Origin of the sequence: Alistipes sp. An116 (genome assembly GCF_002161005.1) — a bacterium.
Lineage (GTDB): Bacteria > Bacteroidota > Bacteroidia > Bacteroidales > Rikenellaceae > Alistipes > Alistipes megaguti.
The window spans coordinates 162,119-180,575 of the sequence record NZ_NFLR01000003.1 but is presented as its reverse complement, the minus strand read 5'-3'; the positions used below and the strand labels follow the sequence as shown (position 1 = coordinate 180,575).

15 protein-coding genes are annotated in these 18,457 nt (G+C 62.3%); all 15 read right to left on the bottom strand.

The window, feature by feature from the left end; genetic code table 11:
• Positions 1-2: 2 nt before the first annotated feature.
• On the bottom strand, positions 3-575 hold the full coding sequence (gene purN, locus B5E60_RS03205) for a phosphoribosylglycinamide formyltransferase (RefSeq protein WP_087309442.1): 573 nt from the start codon (positions 573-575) through the stop codon (positions 3-5).
• A 4-nt stretch (positions 576-579) separates the two neighbouring features.
• The gene (purM, locus tag B5E60_RS03200; protein WP_087309441.1) at positions 580-1,605 is read right to left on the bottom strand and encodes a phosphoribosylformylglycinamidine cyclo-ligase; all 1,026 of its coding nucleotides are present in this window, start codon (positions 1,603-1,605) and stop codon (positions 580-582) included.
• Positions 1,606-1,642: 37 nt separating this feature from the next.
• On the bottom strand, positions 1,643-3,061 hold the full coding sequence (gene purF, locus B5E60_RS03195; protein ID WP_087309440.1) for an amidophosphoribosyltransferase: 1,419 nt from the start codon (positions 3,059-3,061) through the stop codon (positions 1,643-1,645).
• Position 3,062: 1 nt separating this feature from the next.
• Complete coding sequence (purC, locus tag B5E60_RS03190; RefSeq protein ID WP_087309439.1) at positions 3,063-3,779, bottom strand: phosphoribosylaminoimidazolesuccinocarboxamide synthase; 717 nt, start codon at positions 3,777-3,779, stop codon at positions 3,063-3,065.
• Positions 3,780-7,505 (bottom strand): phosphoribosylformylglycinamidine synthase, encoded by a 3,726-nt coding sequence (locus B5E60_RS03185; RefSeq protein ID WP_087309438.1) that lies wholly within the window; start codon positions 7,503-7,505, stop codon positions 3,780-3,782.
• 29 nt (positions 7,506-7,534) lie between these two features.
• Positions 7,535-8,626: a 5-(carboxyamino)imidazole ribonucleotide synthase gene (purK, locus tag B5E60_RS03180; protein ID WP_087309437.1), complete on the bottom strand. Its 1,092-nt coding sequence runs from the start codon at positions 8,624-8,626 to the stop codon at positions 7,535-7,537.
• A complete protein-coding gene (gene purE / locus B5E60_RS03175; RefSeq protein ID WP_087309436.1) occupies positions 8,626-9,096 on the bottom strand; it encodes a 5-(carboxyamino)imidazole ribonucleotide mutase in 471 nt (156 codons plus the stop codon). Before purE ends, purK begins: the two co-directional genes overlap by 1 nt.
• Before the next feature lie 455 nt (positions 9,097-9,551).
• Complete coding sequence (gene pyrB / locus B5E60_RS03170; RefSeq protein ID WP_087309435.1) at positions 9,552-10,637, bottom strand: aspartate carbamoyltransferase; 1,086 nt, start codon at positions 10,635-10,637, stop codon at positions 9,552-9,554.
• 11 nt (positions 10,638-10,648) lie between these two features.
• Entirely contained in the window at positions 10,649-11,281 is a 633-nt protein-coding gene (gene pyrE / locus B5E60_RS03165; RefSeq protein ID WP_087309434.1) for an orotate phosphoribosyltransferase, read from the bottom strand.
• A gap of 84 nt (positions 11,282-11,365) precedes the next feature.
• Positions 11,366-11,626, bottom strand: coding sequence for a thioredoxin family protein (locus B5E60_RS03160; RefSeq protein WP_087309517.1), 261 nt, complete (start codon positions 11,624-11,626; stop codon positions 11,366-11,368).
• A 125-nt stretch (positions 11,627-11,751) separates the two neighbouring features.
• Positions 11,752-12,459 (bottom strand): orotidine-5'-phosphate decarboxylase, encoded by a 708-nt coding sequence (pyrF, locus tag B5E60_RS03155; protein ID WP_087309516.1) that lies wholly within the window; start codon positions 12,457-12,459, stop codon positions 11,752-11,754.
• Positions 12,460-12,467: 8 nt separating this feature from the next.
• The gene (locus B5E60_RS03150) at positions 12,468-13,415 is read right to left on the bottom strand and encodes a dihydroorotate dehydrogenase (RefSeq protein ID WP_087309433.1); all 948 of its coding nucleotides are present in this window, start codon (positions 13,413-13,415) and stop codon (positions 12,468-12,470) included.
• Positions 13,409-14,149 (bottom strand): dihydroorotate dehydrogenase electron transfer subunit, encoded by a 741-nt coding sequence (locus B5E60_RS03145; RefSeq protein ID WP_087309515.1) that lies wholly within the window; start codon positions 14,147-14,149, stop codon positions 13,409-13,411. Before B5E60_RS03145 ends, B5E60_RS03150 begins: the two co-directional genes overlap by 7 nt.
• Positions 14,150-14,188: 39 nt before the next feature.
• Positions 14,189-17,371, bottom strand: coding sequence for a carbamoyl-phosphate synthase large subunit (carB, locus tag B5E60_RS03140; RefSeq protein WP_087309432.1), 3,183 nt, complete (start codon positions 17,369-17,371; stop codon positions 14,189-14,191).
• Entirely contained in the window at positions 17,364-18,455 is a 1,092-nt protein-coding gene (carA, locus tag B5E60_RS03135; RefSeq protein WP_087309431.1) for a glutamine-hydrolyzing carbamoyl-phosphate synthase small subunit, read from the bottom strand. The genes carB and carA overlap by 8 nt, the downstream gene beginning before the upstream one ends.
• Positions 18,456-18,457 lie beyond the last annotated feature (2 nt).

The window sequence follows — 18,457 nt, the reverse complement described above, 5'->3', positions numbered from 1 at the left end:
TCCTATTCTTTTTTTGCGTTCAATAATTTTCCAATCGTTTCGATATAAAGCGGGTATTCCACCGCATGAATCATCGGTTCCAACTCCTCGATATTGTCGCCCTCGTAGGGGAAGGCCCGCTGGGCGATGATCCGTCCGCCGTCCAGTTCGCCGTCGACATAATGGATCGTCACGCCGTAGACCTTCACACCGTACTCCAGCGCCTGCTCGATGGCATGCGCCCCGCGGAAGGCCGGCAGCAGCGACGGATGGATGTTGATGATCCGCCCGCCATAGGCCCCCAGCAGCACGTCGCCCACGATGCGCATGTAACCGGCCAGACAGACCAGTTCGACCCCGGCGGCATCCAGCCGTGCGACGATCTCACGCTCGTAGTCGGACTTCGAGGCGTACTGCTTCGGCGAAAAGACAAACGACTCCACACCGTGGCGCGCGGCCCGTTCGACGACCGTCGCACCCGGCTTGTCACAGACCATCAGCACCACCTCGGCAGGCAGCTTCCCCTGCTCGCAGGCCGTCACGATGGCCTCGAAATTCGTTCCGTTGCCGCTGGCAAAGACTGCTAGACGATGCATGCCCCTACCGGATAACAACCTTTCCCGAATCGGTAACCCGGCCGATGACCGAGGCGCGTTCGCCTTGCGCCGTGAGGATGTCGATGGCCTTCTGCGCCTCGGAGGCATTCAGGGCGATGACCATGCCGATACCCATGTTGAAGATGTTGAACATCTCGCGGTGAGCCACCTGTCCGTACTTCTCCAGGAAGCGGAAGACCGGCAGGATCTCCCACGTACCCTCTTCGATCTCCAGACCCTGGCCTTCGTGAAGGATGCGCGGGATGTTCTCGTCGAAACCGCCGCCCGTGATGTGGCTGATTCCGTGGACGTCGCACTGACGGATCACCTCCAGAACCTGCTTGACGTAGATCTTAGTCGGCGTGAGCAGCACCTCACCCAGCAGTTTGTTCGACAGTTCGGGATAGCACTTGTGCAGATCCAGGTAGTTGTCCGCCAGAATCTTGCGCACCAGGCTGAAGCCGTTCGAGTGGACACCGCTCGAGGCTACACCGACCAGCACGTCGCCCGTACGGACCTTCGAGCCGTCGATGAGCTTCGACTTCTCAACCACGCCCACCGTAAATCCGGCGATGTCGTATTCGCCGTCGGCATACATGCCCGGCATCTCGGCCGTCTCGCCCCCGACGAGCGCGCAGCCCGCCTGACGGCACCCCTCGGCCACACCGGCCACGATGGCCTCGATCTTCTGGGGGATGTTGTGTCCCACGGCCACGTAGTCGAGGAACAGCAGCGGCTCGGCGCCCTGGGCCAGCACGTCGTTGACGCACATGGCCACGGCATCGATGCCGATCGTGTCGTGTTTGTCCATCTGGAAGGCCAGCTTGAGCTTCGTGCCCACGCCGTCGGTGCCGCTTACCAGCACCGGTTCCTTGACCTGCAGGGCCGAGAGGTCGAACATCCCGCCGAAGGCGCCGATGTTGCCCATCACACCCATACGGGCCGTCGAGGCCACATGTTTCTTGATGCGCCGCACCACTTCGTAACCGGCTTCGAGGTTCACTCCGGCCTTTTCATAACTTTGAGCCATAGCTATTGTGGTTTTAAAATTTTCGTCCTGCAATTATTTATTTGTTCCCCTTGTTGGCATCCTCCATCGACTGGTAGAGGGCCGTGGGATAGTGTCCCGTGAAGCAGGCCATGCACAGCTCCCGGCGGTTGCCGGCCTTATAGAGCGATTCGGGCGACAGGAAGGCCAGCGAATCGGCCCCGATCGTACGACAGACCTCCTCGACGTTCTTGCGTGCCGAGATCAGCTCGTCGTAGGTCGACGTATCGACGCCGTAGAAGCACGGCCCGATCATCGGAGGGCTGGCGATGCGCACGTGCACCTCGAGCGCCCCGGCCTCCTTGAGCATCGCCACGATGCGCCGCGAGGTGGTGCCGCGCACGATCGAGTCATCGACCAGCACCACGCGCTTGCCCCGCACGATCGACCGCACGGCCGACAGCTTCATCCGAACGCCCTTCTCGCGCAGCTCCTGCCTCGGCTGGATGAACGTACGGCCGATGTACTTGTTCTTGATCAGACCCATCTCGTAGGGAAGGCCGCTCGCCTCCGAATAACCCATCGCGGCGCTCAGGCTCGAATCCGGCACGCCGACCACGATGTCCGCCTCGGCCGGCGCCTCCCGGAAGAGCAGCCGTCCCGACTCCTTGCGGTAGGCGTGGACGTTGCACCCCTCGATATCGCTGTCCGGACGGGCGAAGTAGATGTACTCCATCGCGCACATCTCGTGACGCTTGAACTTCGAGTAGTCGCTGCTGCGCAGCCCCTGGTGGTCGATCGTGACGATCTCGCCCGGCTCCACGTCGCGCACGAACTCCGCACCCAGCACATCCAGCGCGCACGTCTCGCTGGCCACGACCCAGCCCTCACCCAGACGCCCGATCGACAGCGGACGCAGTCCGTACTTGTCGCGGCAGGCGTAGATGCGGTTGGCCGTCATGATCAGGAAGGCAAAAGCTCCCTCCAACATGTTCAGCGCGTCGATGATCGAGTAGATTCTCGGACGGTCGTGATAGCGCGTCTCCTTCTTGATCAGGTGGGCCAGGATCTCGCTGTCGGAGGTCGACTGGAAGAGGCTGCCCCGGTTCTCGAGGTAGGTGTGCAGCAGATCCGAGTTGACGATGTTGCCGTTGTGCGCCAGGGCGAAGTCGCCCGTATTGTGGCGGAAAAGAAAGGGCTGGACATTCTCCAGACCACCGCCTCCGGCCGTCGTATAGCGTACGTGACCGATAGCCATCGAACCGTGAAGCGAGGCGAGTTTCTCCTCGTTGAAGACCTCGGTCACCAGTCCGCACCCCTTGATGCGGCGGAACTGTCCCTTGTCGTCGACCGAAACGATACCGGCCCCCTCCTGCCCGCGGTGTTGCAGGGCGTGCAGCCCGTAATAGGTCAGTGATGCGGCTTCGGGCACCCCGTAGATGCCGAACACACCGCACTCCTCGTGCAACTCGCGGTCGCAAATCTCATTCATCCTCATCTTATTCGGTAATTTTCTTCAGGCGTGACAATATCTCCTCATACGACTCGCGCACACGACCCAGATCGCGGCGGAAACGGTCCTTGTCGAGCCGTTCGTGGGTCGTCATGTCCCACAGACGGCACGTGTCGGGCGAAAACTCGTCGGCCAGCACGATCTCGCCGTCCGACGTACGCCCGAACTCGATCTTGAAATCCACCAGTTTGACGTTGATCCGGGCGAACAGCGCCTTGAGCACCTCGTTGATGCGCGCCGTCATCGCATAAATGGTCTTCAACTCCTCGTAGGTCACAAGCCCCAGCGCCACGGCGTGGTGGTCGTTGATCAGCGGGTCGCCCAGCTCCTCGCGCTTGTAGCAGAGGTCGTAGATCGTGTTCGAAGGCTGCACGCCCTCCTCGATGCCCAGCCGCTGGGCCATCGAGCCGGCAATGACGTTGCGTACGACCACCTCCAGCGGAATGATCGTCACCCGACGGCACAACTGGTCACGGTCATTGAGTTTCTCGAGGAAGTGGGTCTTCACGCCGGCCCGCTCCAGCTCGCGGAAGATGATCGACGAGATGGCGTTGTTGACCACCCCCTTGTTCTCGATCGTCGCCTTCTTGATGTTGTTGAAGGCCGTCGCGGCATCCTTGTAGCGGATGATGATCCGCTCGGGATCGTCCGTGCGGAAGATCTGCTTCGCCTTGCCCTCGTAGAGCATTTCGAGTTGTTTCATCTATCTTGATACTTGTTTTTTACGGAAATAGGCTACGGCATTTTCGAAGAGCGACTGCCGCTTGTTGCCTGCAATGTTCTTGTAGAGGTTCTCCTCGTAACGCTCCGTGTGGCCCATCTTGCCGAGGATCTGCCCGTCCTTCGAGACGAGGCCCTCGATGGCATACGACGAACCGTTGGGGTTGAACGGCGCCTCGGCCGTCGGACGACCCTCGGCGTCGGCATACTGGAAGGCCACCTGCCCGGCGTCGAACAGTTCGCGGGCCAGCTGCTCGCTGACGACGAACTTGCCCTCACCGTGGCTGACGGCGATCGAGTGCAGCTCGCCGACGCGGAACGACGAGAGCCACGGCGAATTGGTCGAAGCCACGCGCGTGGTGACGATCTGCGAGATGTGGCGGTTGATGTCGTTGCGGAACAGCGTCGGCGAATCCTTGGTCACCAGACCCAGCCGTCCGTAGGGAAGCAGGCCCGACTTCACCAGCGCCTGGAAACCGTTGCAGATACCCAGAATCAGACCGCCGCGATCCAGCAGCGCGTGGATCTCCTCCATGATATCCTTGTTGTTCAACACGTTGACGATGAACTTGGCGCTGCCGTCGGGTTCGTCACCCGACGAGAAGCCGCCGCTCAGCACGAAGATCTGCGCCCGGCGGATATGCTCCTTCATCCCGGCAATCGAGCGCAGGATGTCGTCGCCGGCGATGTTGCACAGCACGCTCATCTCCACCCGGGCTCCGGCCTTGCGGAAAGCCTTGGCCGTATCGTAATCGCAGTTCGTGCCGGGGAAGACCGGAATGTAGACCAGCGGATGTTCGACCGCCTCGCCCGGATAGGTGAAGTGCCGCGGGGCGGGCTCCGAGGTCATCACCTCGGCCGTATTGTGTCCCTTGTCAGGATAGACCGTTGCGAACTTCTCGGTATTGGCGCGGTAGAGCTCCTCGAGGGGCATGCGCACGCCGCCGACCGTCACGGCCGCATCGGCCACGGTGAAGCCCACCAGCTCGGCGGCCGGATACTCCAGCGTACCCTCACACTCGACCAGAATCGAGCCGTAGGCGTAGTCGTAGAGCTTCGACTCCGCCATCTCAACCTCGACGCCGATGCCGTTTCCGAAGGCCATCTTCGCCAGGCCCTCGGCCACGCCGCCGAAGCCCACCGACCAGGCCGCGAGGATCTTGCCCGAGGCAATCTCATCGCTCACGAACGAGAAGTTGCGCTTCAGCTGCTCCGTATCGGGCATCCAGTTCTCACGCGGCGTGTGGCGCACGAGGTAGAGACGGTGTCCGGCCCCCTTCAGGTCGGTCGAGATGATGGTCCGTGCATCGACCGTCGTGATGCCGAAGGCCATCAGCATCGGCGGCACGTTGATGTGCTGGAACGTTCCCGACATCGAGTCCTTGCCGCCGATCGACGGAAGCCCCAGTTCGACCTGCATCCGCAGCGCACCGAGCAGGGCACTGAGGGGTTTGCCCCACGACTCGGCATCCCTGGTCATGCGCTCGAAATACTCCTGATAAGAGTAGCGCATCCGCTCGTAGCGGCCGCCTGCAGCCACTACCTTCGCCGCAGCCTCCACCACGGCGTAGGCCGCCCCGTGGTAGGGGCTCCACTTGGCCATGAAGGGGTTGTAGCCGAAGGCCATCACACTGGCCGTATCGGTATAACCGTCGGTCGGGAGCTTCTGCACCGAGACCTGCGTCTCGCTGCGCTGCGTGCGTCCGCCGAAGGGCATCAGCACCGTCGAGCGGCCGATTGTCGAGTCGAACATCTCGATCAGACCCCGCTGCGAAACAACGTTGTTGTCCTTCAGATTGTTCTCGAAGCGTTCAGCCACCGCGGCGCCCTCAACCCGCCGTTCGAAGGGGTTGCGGTTCTCGACGGCACCGACCTTCGCCTCGGCATAGTGCTTCGCGCCGGCGCTGTCGATGAACGCCCGGCTCAGGTCGACCACCATGCGGTCGCCCTTGAACATCCGCATCCGCGCCGTGTCGGTCACGTCGGCCACATGCACCGCCTCGATGTTCTCCTCGCGGCAGTAGCGCATGAACTCCTCCATGTCCCTGGCCTCGACGACCACCGACATGCGCTCCTGCGACTCGCTGATGGCCAGTTCCGTGGAGTTCAGACCGCTGTATTTCGTCTTCACCCGGTCGAGGTAGATGTCCAGACCGTCGGCCAGCTCGCCGATGGCCACGCTGACACCGCCCGCACCGAAGTCGTTCGATTTCTTGATCAGGCGCGTCACCTCCGGACGGCGGAACAGCCGCTCCAGCTTGCGCTCCTCGGGGGCGTTACCCTTCTGCACCTCGCTGCCGCACGTCTCGAGCGACTTGGCGTTGTGCTCCTTCGACGAACCCGTCGCACCGCCGATGCCGTCGCGGCCCGTGCGTCCGCCGAACATGATGATCCGGTCGCCCGGCGCGGGGCGTTCGCGGCGTACGTTCTCGGCCTTCACGGCACCCACCACGGCACCCACCTCCAGGCGCTTGGCCACGTAGTCGTCGTGGTAGATCTCGCGCACGTGGGTCGTGGCCAGACCGATCTGGTTGCCGTAGCTCGAGTAGCCGGCGGCGGCCTTCTTCGAGATGACGCTCTGCGGCAGTTTGCCCGGCAGCGTCTCCGATACAGGCTGGTAGATGTTCCCGGCACCCGTCACGCGCATCGCCTGGTAGACATAGCTGCGGCCCGACAGCGGGTCGCGGATCGCTCCGCCCAGACAGGTCGACGCTCCGCCGAAGGGTTCGATCTCCGTCGGGTGGTTGTGCGTCTCGTTCTTGAACTGCAGCAGCCACTTTTCGGTCTTGCCGTCGACGTCGACATCGACGTAGATCGAGCAGGCGTTGTTCTCCTCCGAAACCTCCAGATCGTCCAACAGCCCCTTCTTCTTCAGGTAGCGGGCGCCGATCGTGGCGATATCCATCAGGCAGAGGCTCTTGTGCTCACGTCCCAACTCACGGCGGATGCGCAGGTAGAGGGCCAGCGAATCCTCGATTTCGTCCTTCACGAAGGACTCCTCAACGGTGATGCCCTCCAGTTCGGTCGTGAAGGTCGTATGGCGGCAGTGGTCGCTCCAGTAGGTATCCAGGATGCGCAGCTCCGTCTCGAAGGGGTCGCGACCCTCCGCGCGGAAGTACTTCACCACCTCGTAGAGGTCGTCGGCATTCATCGCCAGACCCATCCGCTGACAATAGGGTTCGAGTTCGTCATCCTTCATCTCCCGAAAACCCTCCAGCACCTGAACGGGTTTCACCTCGGCCTGCTCCATGTCGCTCAGCACCGAGAGATCCTTCTCGCGCGACTCCACGGCATTGATGTAGTAGTGGCGGATGCGGGCCAGCTCCTCCTCCGAGACGCTCGGGTCGAAGAGCAGCAGCTTGGCCGAACGGATATTGACCTGCGCCTCGGGGTCGATCAGCCGCACGCAGTCGACGGCCGATGCGGCCCGCTGGTCGAACTGTCCCGGCAGGCACTCCACGGCGATGTACTTGTGGCCCGAGAGGTCGCATGCATCGCTCACCTCATCGGTCACCACCTCGCCGAAGACGCGATAGCGGCTCTTTTCGAGTAGCTCGGGCGTGAAGCCGAACAGATCGTAGATGTTCAGCAGCCGCAGTTCGCGCAGCGAAAGGTTGAGATTCGTGTTCAACTCGCGTCGAAGACTCTCCGCCTCCACCCGGAAGCGCGGCAGTTTCTCGACAAAAATACGATAGTTGGTCGTGTTCATGTATTGTGTTGTTTGTCTTTGCTCTGTTCTCATTTCACAAAACGGTCGGCCCACTCCTTTTCGTACGACTCACCCGTCATGCCGACAAAGGTGATGTGCCCCATCTTGCGTTTGGGGCGGCTCTCGGTCTTGCCGTAGAGGTGGACGTAAACGTTCGGACGATGCTCCCGCTCCACCTGGCGGGCCGCCTCAAGATCCTGTCCCAGGATGTTCTTCATCACCGTCGGGGCCACCAGACGCGGCTCCTGCAGCGACTCGCCCACCAGATAGCGCACCAGTTCGCGGAACTGGTTGGTCGTGCACCCCTCGATCGTGTAGTGACCCGAGTTGTGGGGGCGCGGCGCCATCTCGTTGAAGAAGATCTCCCGCCCGCGGATGAAATACTCGATGGCCAGAATCCCCTCGTAGCCGCAGTCGCGCATGAAGCGTTCGCTCTGCACCTTCATCCGTCCGAGCACCTCCGCATCGGCCGCCGCCGGAACGATCGACAGATCGAGGATGCCGTCGCGGTGGATGTTGCGCCCCACGGGGAAGCTCACGACATGCTCGCGGTCGGCCACCATGACGATGCTGGCCTCCGAGTCGAAGGCGATGAACTCCTCCAGGATGCAGGGCACCGTCAGCAGCGGCAGCGCCCGTTCGATATCCTCCTCGCGGCGGAGCACCATCTGTCCGTGGCCGTCGTAGCCCAGCGTGCGGGTCTTCAGCACGGCCGGAAGGCCCAGCTCCCGCACGGCGGCACGCAGCGACGCCTCATCGTCGACGGCCGCAAAGCCCGGCGTGCGGAGCCCGTGGTCGCGGGCGTTCGTCTTCTCGCGGAAGCGGTCCTGCGAATCGTAGAGCGGGCGGTAGCCCTGCGGGATGTTGTATTTTTCGCTCAGCGGGATGAGAATATCCCCCGGCACGTTTTCGAATTCGTAGGTCACGGCGTCGCTCATGCGGCAGAGCCGTTCGAGCGCTTCGGCGTCGTTGTAGGCCGCCACAATGTGGTCGTCACACACGCGGAAGGCCGGCGCATCCGGCGCCGGATCGAGCGCCACGGCCCGTACGCCCAGCACGTGGGCCTGTTCGGCGATCATCAGCCCCAGCTGGCCGCCCCCGATAATTCCGATGGTCTTCATCAGTCGAGTTCGGCTTTCAGGACATCGGCGGTCTGTTTGGCGCGGAAGGCTTCGAGCCGGGCGGCCAGCGCCTCGTCCTGCAGCGCAAGGATCGACACGGCGATCAGCGCAGCGTTCTTGGCGCCGTTGATGGCGGTCGTGGCGACGGGAACGCCCGCCGGCATCTGCACGATCGACAGCAGCGAGTCCAGGCCGTTCAGAGCCCGTGACTTGACCGGAACACCCACTACGGGCAGCGTAGTCATGGCAGCCACCATGCCCGGAAGATGAGCCGCGCCGCCTGCACCGGCGATGATGACACCCAGGCCGCGCGAGCGGGCCGTCTTGGCATATTCACACAGCAAATCGGGGGTACGGTGGGCACTGACGACCCGTTTTTCAAACTCCACGCCGAACGATTCGAGCGTGCGGACGGCATCGGCCATCACCTCGTAATCGCTCACGGAGCCCATAATAACGCCTACTTTCATGGTCTTATCGAATTACAAAATCATCCAAAAACAAAAGGCAGACCGCCACGACATCGTATGTCATGGCGGTCCGGTATCTATCCGAGAAGTCCGCAGGAGGCCATTCGCCGTCCCCGGGACTGCGCACACGGCTGCTGTCGGGACACCGCCGAATAGAACGCAGCGGCCCGAACCTGCTGTTTCTTCCGCTCGCGCCCGTCGGAAGCGACGTTTCGCCGGCAGCAGTCTGAGAGGCAGTCTTGTATCATCGGGATTAACCTAACTGTTAAAACATCGTTACAAAAGTAGCGCTTTTCGGCCGACTTTCAAAATTCCCGGAGAGATTCTATCGACATTTTTTCGACAATCGAACCTCCTTCTTTCCGATTGTACGAAACACCCCGGGAAGCCGTCGGCTCCCGGGGTGAAATTTCCTTGCGGAACGGTCGGAATGACCCTCCGCCTCCTCAGCTCCGTCAACGGGCCTTGGCCTCGCAGTAGGCACAGCGGCACGTGCCGTCGGGCATCCGCCGGAACAGCTGGTCGACATCCTCCGTCGCCGAAATGCAGCGGCGGTTCGGGCAGACCATCTCGTTGACGATGTACTCCTCGTTGAAGACCGGCGTACGGGCAAACGGCCGGTTCTCGTCGGCCCAGCGCAGCAGCGTCAGGATCAGCGCCATACGCACGAACTTGCCATTCTCCACCTGCCGGAAGTAGGCCGCACGCGGATCGTTGTCCACCGCCCGCGTGATCTCGTTCACACGCGGCAGCGGGTGAAGAATCGTCATGTCCTTCTTGGCCGTACGCAGCTTCTCGGGGTTGAGCACGAAGCTGTTCTTCACGCGGTCGAACTCCTCCTCGTCCAGGAAACGCTCCTTCTGCACGCGCGTCATGTAGAGGATGTCCAGTTCGGGCATCACCTCCTCCATCGTGCGCACTTCGCGGAACGTGATGCGCGAGTTGGCCTGCATCTCCTGCAGCATGTAGTCCGGAAGACGCAGCTCCTCGGGCGAGATCAGGATCACGTTGATCCCCTCGTAGCGCGACAGCGCCTTGATGAGCGAGTGGACCGTACGCCCGAACTTCAAGTCACCGCAGAAGCCGATCGTCATGTGGTCGAAACGGCCCTTTTCGCGCTTGATCGTCAACAGGTCCGTCAGGGTCTGCGTCGGGTGCGAGTGGCTGCCGTCGCCGGCGTTGATCACCGGGATTCCGGCATACTGCGATGCCACGAGCGGCGCACCCTCCTTGAAGTGGCGCATGGCGATGATGTCCGCAAAGCAGCGGATCACCCGCACCGTATCGGCCACCGTTTCGCCCTTCGACACCGACGACGAATTGGCGTCCGAGAAGCCGATCACCCGGCCGCCCAGTTCAAGCATCGCCGAGGTGAAGCTCAGACGCGTACGCGTCGAGGGTTCGTAGAAGAGCGTGGCCAGCTTCTTGCCCTTGCAGGCTTCGCTGTATTTGGCCCGGTTGGCGATGATGTCCTCGGCCAGAGCCACGATCTGTTCGGTCTCCTGGACCGTCAGATCGGTAGGATCAATCAGATGACGCATGTGTGCTATTTTTAGTGTTTCATCCACGATTCGTCCGACGGATTGTCGCGGAACTTCAGCAGACGCTCCTTGTCCTCGGGCTTGATGTATCCCTCCTCGGCGGCCACCTCGACCAGCGCGTCGAGATTCGAGAGGCTGTAGTTGACGACATTGGCCTCACGCAGACGGTCCAACCCCTTCTTCATCCCGTAGGTGAAGATCGACGCCACGCCCAGCACCTCGGCACCGGCCTCACGCAGGGCGTTGACCACCTCGATGCACGATCCGGCCGTCGAGATCAGATCCTCGATGACGACCACCTTCTGGCCCTTCTCCAGCCGGCCTTCAATCTGGTTGCCGCGGCCGTGGTCCTTCGACCCCGAGCGGACGTAACCCATCGGCAGGTCGAGAATCGTCGCCGTGATGGCGGCATGGGCGATGCCGGCCGTCGACGTTCCCATCAACACCTCGGCCTGGGGATACTTCGTGCGGACGATCTCCGCAAGGCCCGCCTCCACGTGCTTGCGCACCTCGGGAGCCGTCAGCGTCAGACGGTTGTCGCAATAGATCGGGCTCTTGATACCGCTGGCCCACGTAAACGGCTGTTCGGGGCGCAGGAAGACCGCGCCGATCGACAGCAAATCCTTTGCAATAGCTTTTTCCATAACTTTTTTATGCTGCTCGTTTTTCTGTTTTTCCCATGCAGACCCGGCCGCACGCCCGCTCCCGGAGTGCCGCCCGGACCGTCCCTATTCGAGGGCCTGACGCAGGACCTTCTCCACCTCGTCGGGATAGATGCCCCCTTCGTGGACCTTCACGCCGTCGACGTAGAAGGTCGGCACGTAGTAGTAATCATACCGGTCGGCCACCTCGGGCTCCTCCGACTCCTCGATCATCTCGATCTCAACGGGAGCCAGTTCCGGATGGGCCGCCTTGGCCTCCTCGATATAACGCAGCGCCTTCTTGCAGAAGGGGCACGTCTTCAGATAGAACAATTTTACGGGTTTCATGGTTTTTCCGTGTTTTCCGTTTTCAATTCTCCGGCCGCCGGAACGTTCCGGCCCTGCCATACGGGCGAAGAGGAGGGCATGTTTTTTTCCTTTTTTTTCCCCCCCCCACAGCTCCGGCCTTCTGGCTACTCGCCGACGAACTCGGCCACGCAGCGGCGATAGGCCGCCACGGGATCCGCAGCCGCCGTGATCGGACGTCCGACGACGATGAAATCCGAACCGATCTCGCGGGCCCGGGCCGGAGTCGTCACACGCACCTGGTCGGCCACGTCGCCGTCGGCGAAGCGCACGCCCGGCGTGACGGTCAGGAAGTCACGGCCGCACGCCTCGTGAACCATACCGGCTTCGAGCGGCGAGCAGACCACACCGTCCAACCCCGCCTCGCGCGTGTTCTGCGCATACTTGACGATCGTGTCGTTGATCGAGGCGCCGATCAACAGTTCGCGCTGCATGCGCTCCTCGCTCGTCGAGGTGAGCTGCGTCACGGCGATCAGCAGCGGGCGCGTCCCGTCCTCGCGCGTCAGCCCCTCGAGGGCCGCCCGCATCATCTCGATCGTACCGGCGGCGTGGACGTTGCACATGTCCACATCCAGACGCGACAGCACCGCCATCGCCTTCTTCACCGTATTGGGAATGTCGTGCAGCTTCAGGTCGAGGAAGATCTTGTGTCCCCGGCGCTTGATCTCGCGCACGATCGACGGGCCTTCGGCATAGTAGAGCTCCATGCCGATCTTCAGAAAGGGTTTGCGCGCCTCGTCCCGGAAGAGGTCGAGGAAGCGGAAGGTATCCTCTGCGGACTTGAAGTCGCAGGCGATGATTACGTCTCGTTCCATATTGTTTTTCAAGCTATTCCGATTATATCCGACAAACGTTCGATGCCCAGGCGCTGCATTTCGCCGGGCAGTGCCTCGACGATCTCTTTCGAGGCGTAGGGGTTGACCAGATTGGCGGCGCCGACCTGCACGGCCGTCGCGCCGGCCATCATCATCTCGATCACGTCGCGGGCCGACCGCACGCCGCCGCACCCCATGACCGGAATCCGGCACGCATGGGCCACCTGGTAGACCATCCGCACGGCCAGCGGGAAGATCGCCGGGCCCGAGAACCCACCCATCGTATTGGCGATTACGGGCCGTCTGCGGGCCACGTCGATGCGCATGCCCAGCACCGTATTGATCAGCGAGATGCCGTCGGCCCCCGCCTCCTCACACGCCCGGGCGATCTCAACGATGTCCGTGACGTTGGGCGAGAGTTTGATGAAGACCGGCTTGGCAGTCACGGCCTTCACCGCGCGCGTCACCTCGGCCGCCGCCTCGGGGCTCGTGCCGAACGACATGCCGCCGTGGCGCACGTTCGGGCACGAGACGTTCACCTCGATGATCCCGACCTGCTCCTGCTTGTCGATCCGCTCGCAGCAGTAGGCATACTCCTCGACCGAGAAGCCCGAGATGTTGGCAATGACCGGTTTGCGGAAGAAGCTCCGCAGCCGCGGCAGTTCGTGCCGGATCACGGCGTCGATGCCCGGGTTCTGCAGCCCCACGGCGTTGATCATCCCCTCGGTGCACTCGGCGATGCGGGGCGTGGGGTTGCCGAAGCGCGCCTCGCGCGTCGTTCCCTTGAACGAGAACGACCCGAGGATGTTGATGTCGTAGAAGTCCTTGAATTCGTTGCCGTAGCCGAACGTGCCGCTGGCCGGTACGACCGGGTTGTCCAGCCGCACGCCGCACAGCTCCACCGTCGTGTCGACCCCGGCGGCGATGCCGGGTTGTATCGTCTGTTTCCCTACCATATGATCTCTCCTTTCTCCAGTACGGGTCCCTCCTTGCAGATGCGCTTGTTGCCGTACCGGGTTTTGCACGAGCAGCCCATGCAGGCGCCGAATCCGCACCCCATGCGCTCCTCGAACGAAAGCTGTCCGTCCTGCTCCACGGCGTTGTACAGGGCGTGGAGCATCGGCAGCGGCCCGCAGGCATAGAAGTAGTCGAAATCGAGCCTCTCCTCGGCGATGGCCGTCGTCACGAAGCCCTTCACGCCGCGCGAACCGTCGGCCGTGGCCACCGTGACGCTGCACCCCAGACGGCGGAACTCCTCCTCGTAGAAGATCTCCGACTCGGTGTTGAAGCCCAGCACCACGCCGACCGGTTTGCCCGCATCGAGCAGCTTGCGGGCCAGTCCGTAGAGCGGGGGAACCCCCACTCCGCCGCCGACCAGCAGCGGACGCCGGGCGTCGATCCGCGTCGAGAAGCCGTTTCCGAGCCCTGTCAGCAGGTCGAGCTCCTCGCCCGCCTCCATGCGGCTCATCTGCGCCGTACCCTCACCCACGACCTTATAGATCAGCACGATCCGCTCGTCGTCCCAGTCGCACACCGAGATCGGCCGCCGCAGATAGTGCCCCTCGAGGGCGATGTTGACGAATTGTCCGGGAGCCGTAATCCACTGCGTGTCACCCTCGAGCGTCATGCGCCACACCGACTCCGTCAGCCGTTCGTTCTCTTCGATGCGGTAGAGTCCCCGCTTGTACATCGTCCCGTTTTCCGATTTGTCCGTCATCATGGCGCTCTCCTATTTGGCGTCGATCGTAGAAACCCGCAGCGTGATCTCCTCCAGCACGTCCAGCAGTACCTTCACCGTCTCGAGGGCCGTGAAGACCGTCACGTTGTTCTCGACGGCCGTGCGGCGGATCTCATAGCCGTCCAGCCGCGTATTGTGCTGGTTGATGTCGATCGTGTTGATCACGTAGCTGATATGTCCCTGACGCAGGGCGTCGATAATCTCCGTGCTTCCCTCGTTCAGCTTGCGGCGCGTGCGCGTGCGGATGCCGTGCTCGCGCAGGAACTCCGCCGTGCCGGTCGTCGCCTCGATGTTGAAGCCCAGGTCGTAGAAGCGCTTCACGAGCGGCAGCGCCTGCGGCTTGTCCTGATCGGCGATCGTCACGAAGATCGTTCCGTAGTTCGAGACGTGCATGCCCGTGGCCTGCAGCGCCTTGTAGAGCGCCCGCGTCAGCTTGTCGTCGTAGCCGATCGCCTCACCCGTCGACTTCATCTCCGGCGAGAGGTAGGAATCCATGCCGCGGATCTTGGCGAACGAGAAGGCCGGAGCCTTCACGTACCAGCGCTCCTTCTCGCGGCCGTAGACCTCGCTGTAACCCAGTTCGCGGAGCGACTTGCCCAGGATGACCTGCGTGGCGATGTGCGCCATCGGAACCCCGGTCGACTTCGAGAGGAACGGTACCGTACGCGACGAACGCGGGTTGACCTCGATGACGTAGACGTCGTCGTCGCCCGCCACGATGAACTGGATGTTGTAGAGACCCACGATGCCGATCCGCAGACCCAGCCGCACCGTGTAGTCGATGATCTTCTCCTTGGCGCGCTGGCTGACGCTGAAGGTCGGATAGACGCTGATCGAGTCACCCGAGTGGATACCCGTATGCTCGACATGCTCCATGATGCCCGGAATGAAGACATCGCGTCCGTCGCAGATGGCGTCGACCTCCAGCTCCTTGCCCAGGATGTAGCGGTCGACCAGCACCGGCTGGTCCACATTCACCTCCACGGCCGTCTGCAGGTAGTGGCGCAGCCGCTCCTCGTTCGAGACGATCTGCATGGCGCGGCCGCCCAGCACGTAGCTCGGACGGACCAGCACCGGATAGCCGATCCGTGCCGCCGCCTTCACGCCGGCCTCGATGTCCGTCACGGCCTCGGCCTCCGGCTGCGGGATGCCCAGCTCCTCCATGATGTGCTCGAAGCAACCGCGGTCCTCGGCGTTGCGGATCGCCTCGCAGTCCGTGCCGATGATCGGCACGCCCAGTTCGGCCAGCGGTTCGGCCAGGTTGATGGCCGTCTGTCCGCCCAGCGACACCACGATCGCCTCGGGCTTTTCGAGATGGATGACGTTCATCACGTCCTCGACCGTCAGCGGCTCGAAGTAGAGCTTGTCGCTGGTCGTGTAGTCCGTCGAGACGGTCTCCGGGTTGTTGTTGATGATGATGGCCTCGTAGCCCGCCTCGCGGATCGACCAGATGGCGTGAACCGTCGAGTAGTCGAATTCGACACCCTGTCCGATGCGAATCGGGCCCGAACCCAGCACGACGATCTTCTTGCGGTCGCTCACCTTCGACTCGTTTTCGTGCTCGTAGGTCGAGTAGAAGTAGGGCACGTAGGAGTCGAACTCGCTGGCGCACGTGTCGATCATCTTGTAGACGGGGAAGATGTCGTTCTTCTCCCGCAGGCGGTACATCTCATGCTGCGAAAGCCCCCACAGCTGGCCGATATACTTGTCGCTGAAGCCCATGCGCTTGGCGTCGCGCAGCGTCTCGATGTCCATCGGATGGGCGCGGAGCACCTTCTCGAACTCGACGATGTTCTTGAACTTCTCGAGGAAGAACATGTCGATCTTCGTCTTGTCGTAGATCAGCGCCAGGTCGACCCCGCCGCGGATCAGCTGGGCGATGGCATAGAGGCGGTCGTCCGTACCGATCTTGATATAGTCCAGCAGGTCGTCGTTCGACCACGAATCGAATTTCCTGTGGTAGATGTGGCAGACGCCCGTCTCAAGCGAGCGGACGGCCTTCAGCAGCGACTCCTCCATCGTGCGGCCGACCGACATCACCTCGCCCGTGGCCTTCATCTGCGTGCCGAGCTTGTTCGAGGCGTCGGAGAACTTGTCGAACGGGAAGCGGGCGATCTTCGTCACCACGTAGTCGAGCGTCGGCTCGAACGAGGCCGGCGTATTGGCAATGCGGATCTCGTCGAGCGTCAGCCCCACGGCGATCTTCGCACTCACGCGGGCGATCGGGTATCCCGAGGCCTTCGAGGCCAGGGCCGACGAACGCGACACGCGCGGATTCACCTCGATGAGGAAGTATTTGAACGACAGTGGATCCAGCGCGAACTGCACGTTGCAGCCGCCCTCGATCTTCAGCGCGCGGATGATCTTCAGCGCCGAGTCGCGCAGCATCTGGAACTCCTTGTTGGTCAGCGTCTGGCTCGGGGCCACGACGATCGAGTCGCCCGTATGGATGCCCACCGGGTCGATGTTCTCCATGCAGCAGATGCTGATGGCCGTGTCGTTGTGGTCGCGCATCACCTCGAACTCGATCTCCTTGTAGCCCCTGATGCTCTTCTCGACCAGCACCTGATGCACGGGCGAGAGAGCCAAGGCGTTGCGCATCATCTCGCGCAGCTGCGCCTCGTCATCGGCGAAGCCGCCGCCCGTACCGCCCAGCGTGAAGGCCGGACGCAGCACCACCGGATAGCCGATCCGCGCGGCAATCTCCACCCCTTCGTCGATCGTCGAGGCCACCTCCGACGGAAGCACCGGTTCGCCCAGCGACTGGCACAGCTCCTTGAAGAGTTCGCGGTCCTCGGCGCGTTCGATCGAGTCGAACGACGTGCCCAGGATCTCCACCTGACACTCCTTCAGGATACCCTTCTTGGCCAGCTGCACGGCCAGATTCAGACCCGTCTGTCCGCCCAGTCCCGGAACGATGGCATCGGGACGCTCGTAGCGGATGATCTTGGCCACATATTCGAGCGTCAGCGGCTCCATGTAGACCTTGTCCGCAATATGCGTATCGGTCATGATCGTGGCAGGGTTCGAGTTGGCGAGGATCACCTCGTAGCCCTCCTCCCTGAGGGCCAGACAGGCCTGCGTACCCGCGTAGTCGAACTCCGCGGCCTGACCGATCACGATCGGGCCCGACCCGATCACCATCACCTTCTTGATATCTTTTCTCTTAGGCATGTTTGTACTCCTCCATGATTTTGGTGAACTTATTGAACAGATAGGTGCTGTCCTGCGGACCGGCGGCACTCTCCGGGTGATACTGCGTCGAGAAGACCCGCTCCTCGGCACACTCCACCCCTTCGGCCGTGCCGTCGAGCAGATTGACGTGCGTCAGCGTCAGCCCCGTACCCTTCAGCGAGTCGATGTCCACGGCATAGCTGTGGTTCTGGCTCGTGATCTCGATCTTGCCCGTCTGCAGGTTCTTGACCGGATGGTTGGCGCCGCGGTGGCCGAACTTCATCTTGAAGGTCCGCGCACCGTAGGCCAGCGAGATCAGCTGATGGCCCATGCAGATGCCGAAGAGCGGCAGACGTCCCCGCAGCCGGCGGATCAGTTCGATGACCGGCTGTACGTCCTCCGGGTTGCCGGGTCCGTTCGAGAAGAGGATACCGTCGGGATGGAAGGCAAGGATCTCCTCCAGCGTCGAATTGTAGGGCATCACCGTGACGTTGCAGCCCACGTGGTTCAACTGCCGCACGATGTTGTACTTGATGCCGCAGTCGATGGCCACCACGTCGTACTTGTGGTTGGCCACGCGCGACAGCCAGCGTTTCTTGCAACTTACGCGTGCGACCATGTCGTGGGGCATCTCATAGGCGTGCAGCCGTGCCAGCGCCTCTTCGCGGGGGGTCTGGGCCGAGGTGATGATCACCTTCTGGCTGCCCTCGTCGCGGATGATGCGCGTCAGCGTCCGGGTGTCAACTCCCGAGATGGCCGGGATGTCGTACTCCTCGAAGACCTCGTTGAGCGTCTTCGTGTAGCGAAAGTTCGACGGAAGGTCGTTGTACTCCCGGACGATCATGCCGCCGACGGTCGGCGTCTTGGTCTCGTAATCCTCATCGGCCATACCGTAGTTGCCGATCAGCGGATAGGTCATCACGACCATCTGATCCGTGTACGACGGATCGGACATGATCTCCTGATACCCCACCATCGAGGTATTGAAGACGATCTCGTTGATGGCCTCGCGGTCGGATCCGAAACCGTATCCGTAAAACTCGCGGCCGTCCTCCAGGACGATCTTTTTCGTAAATGCTTTCATCC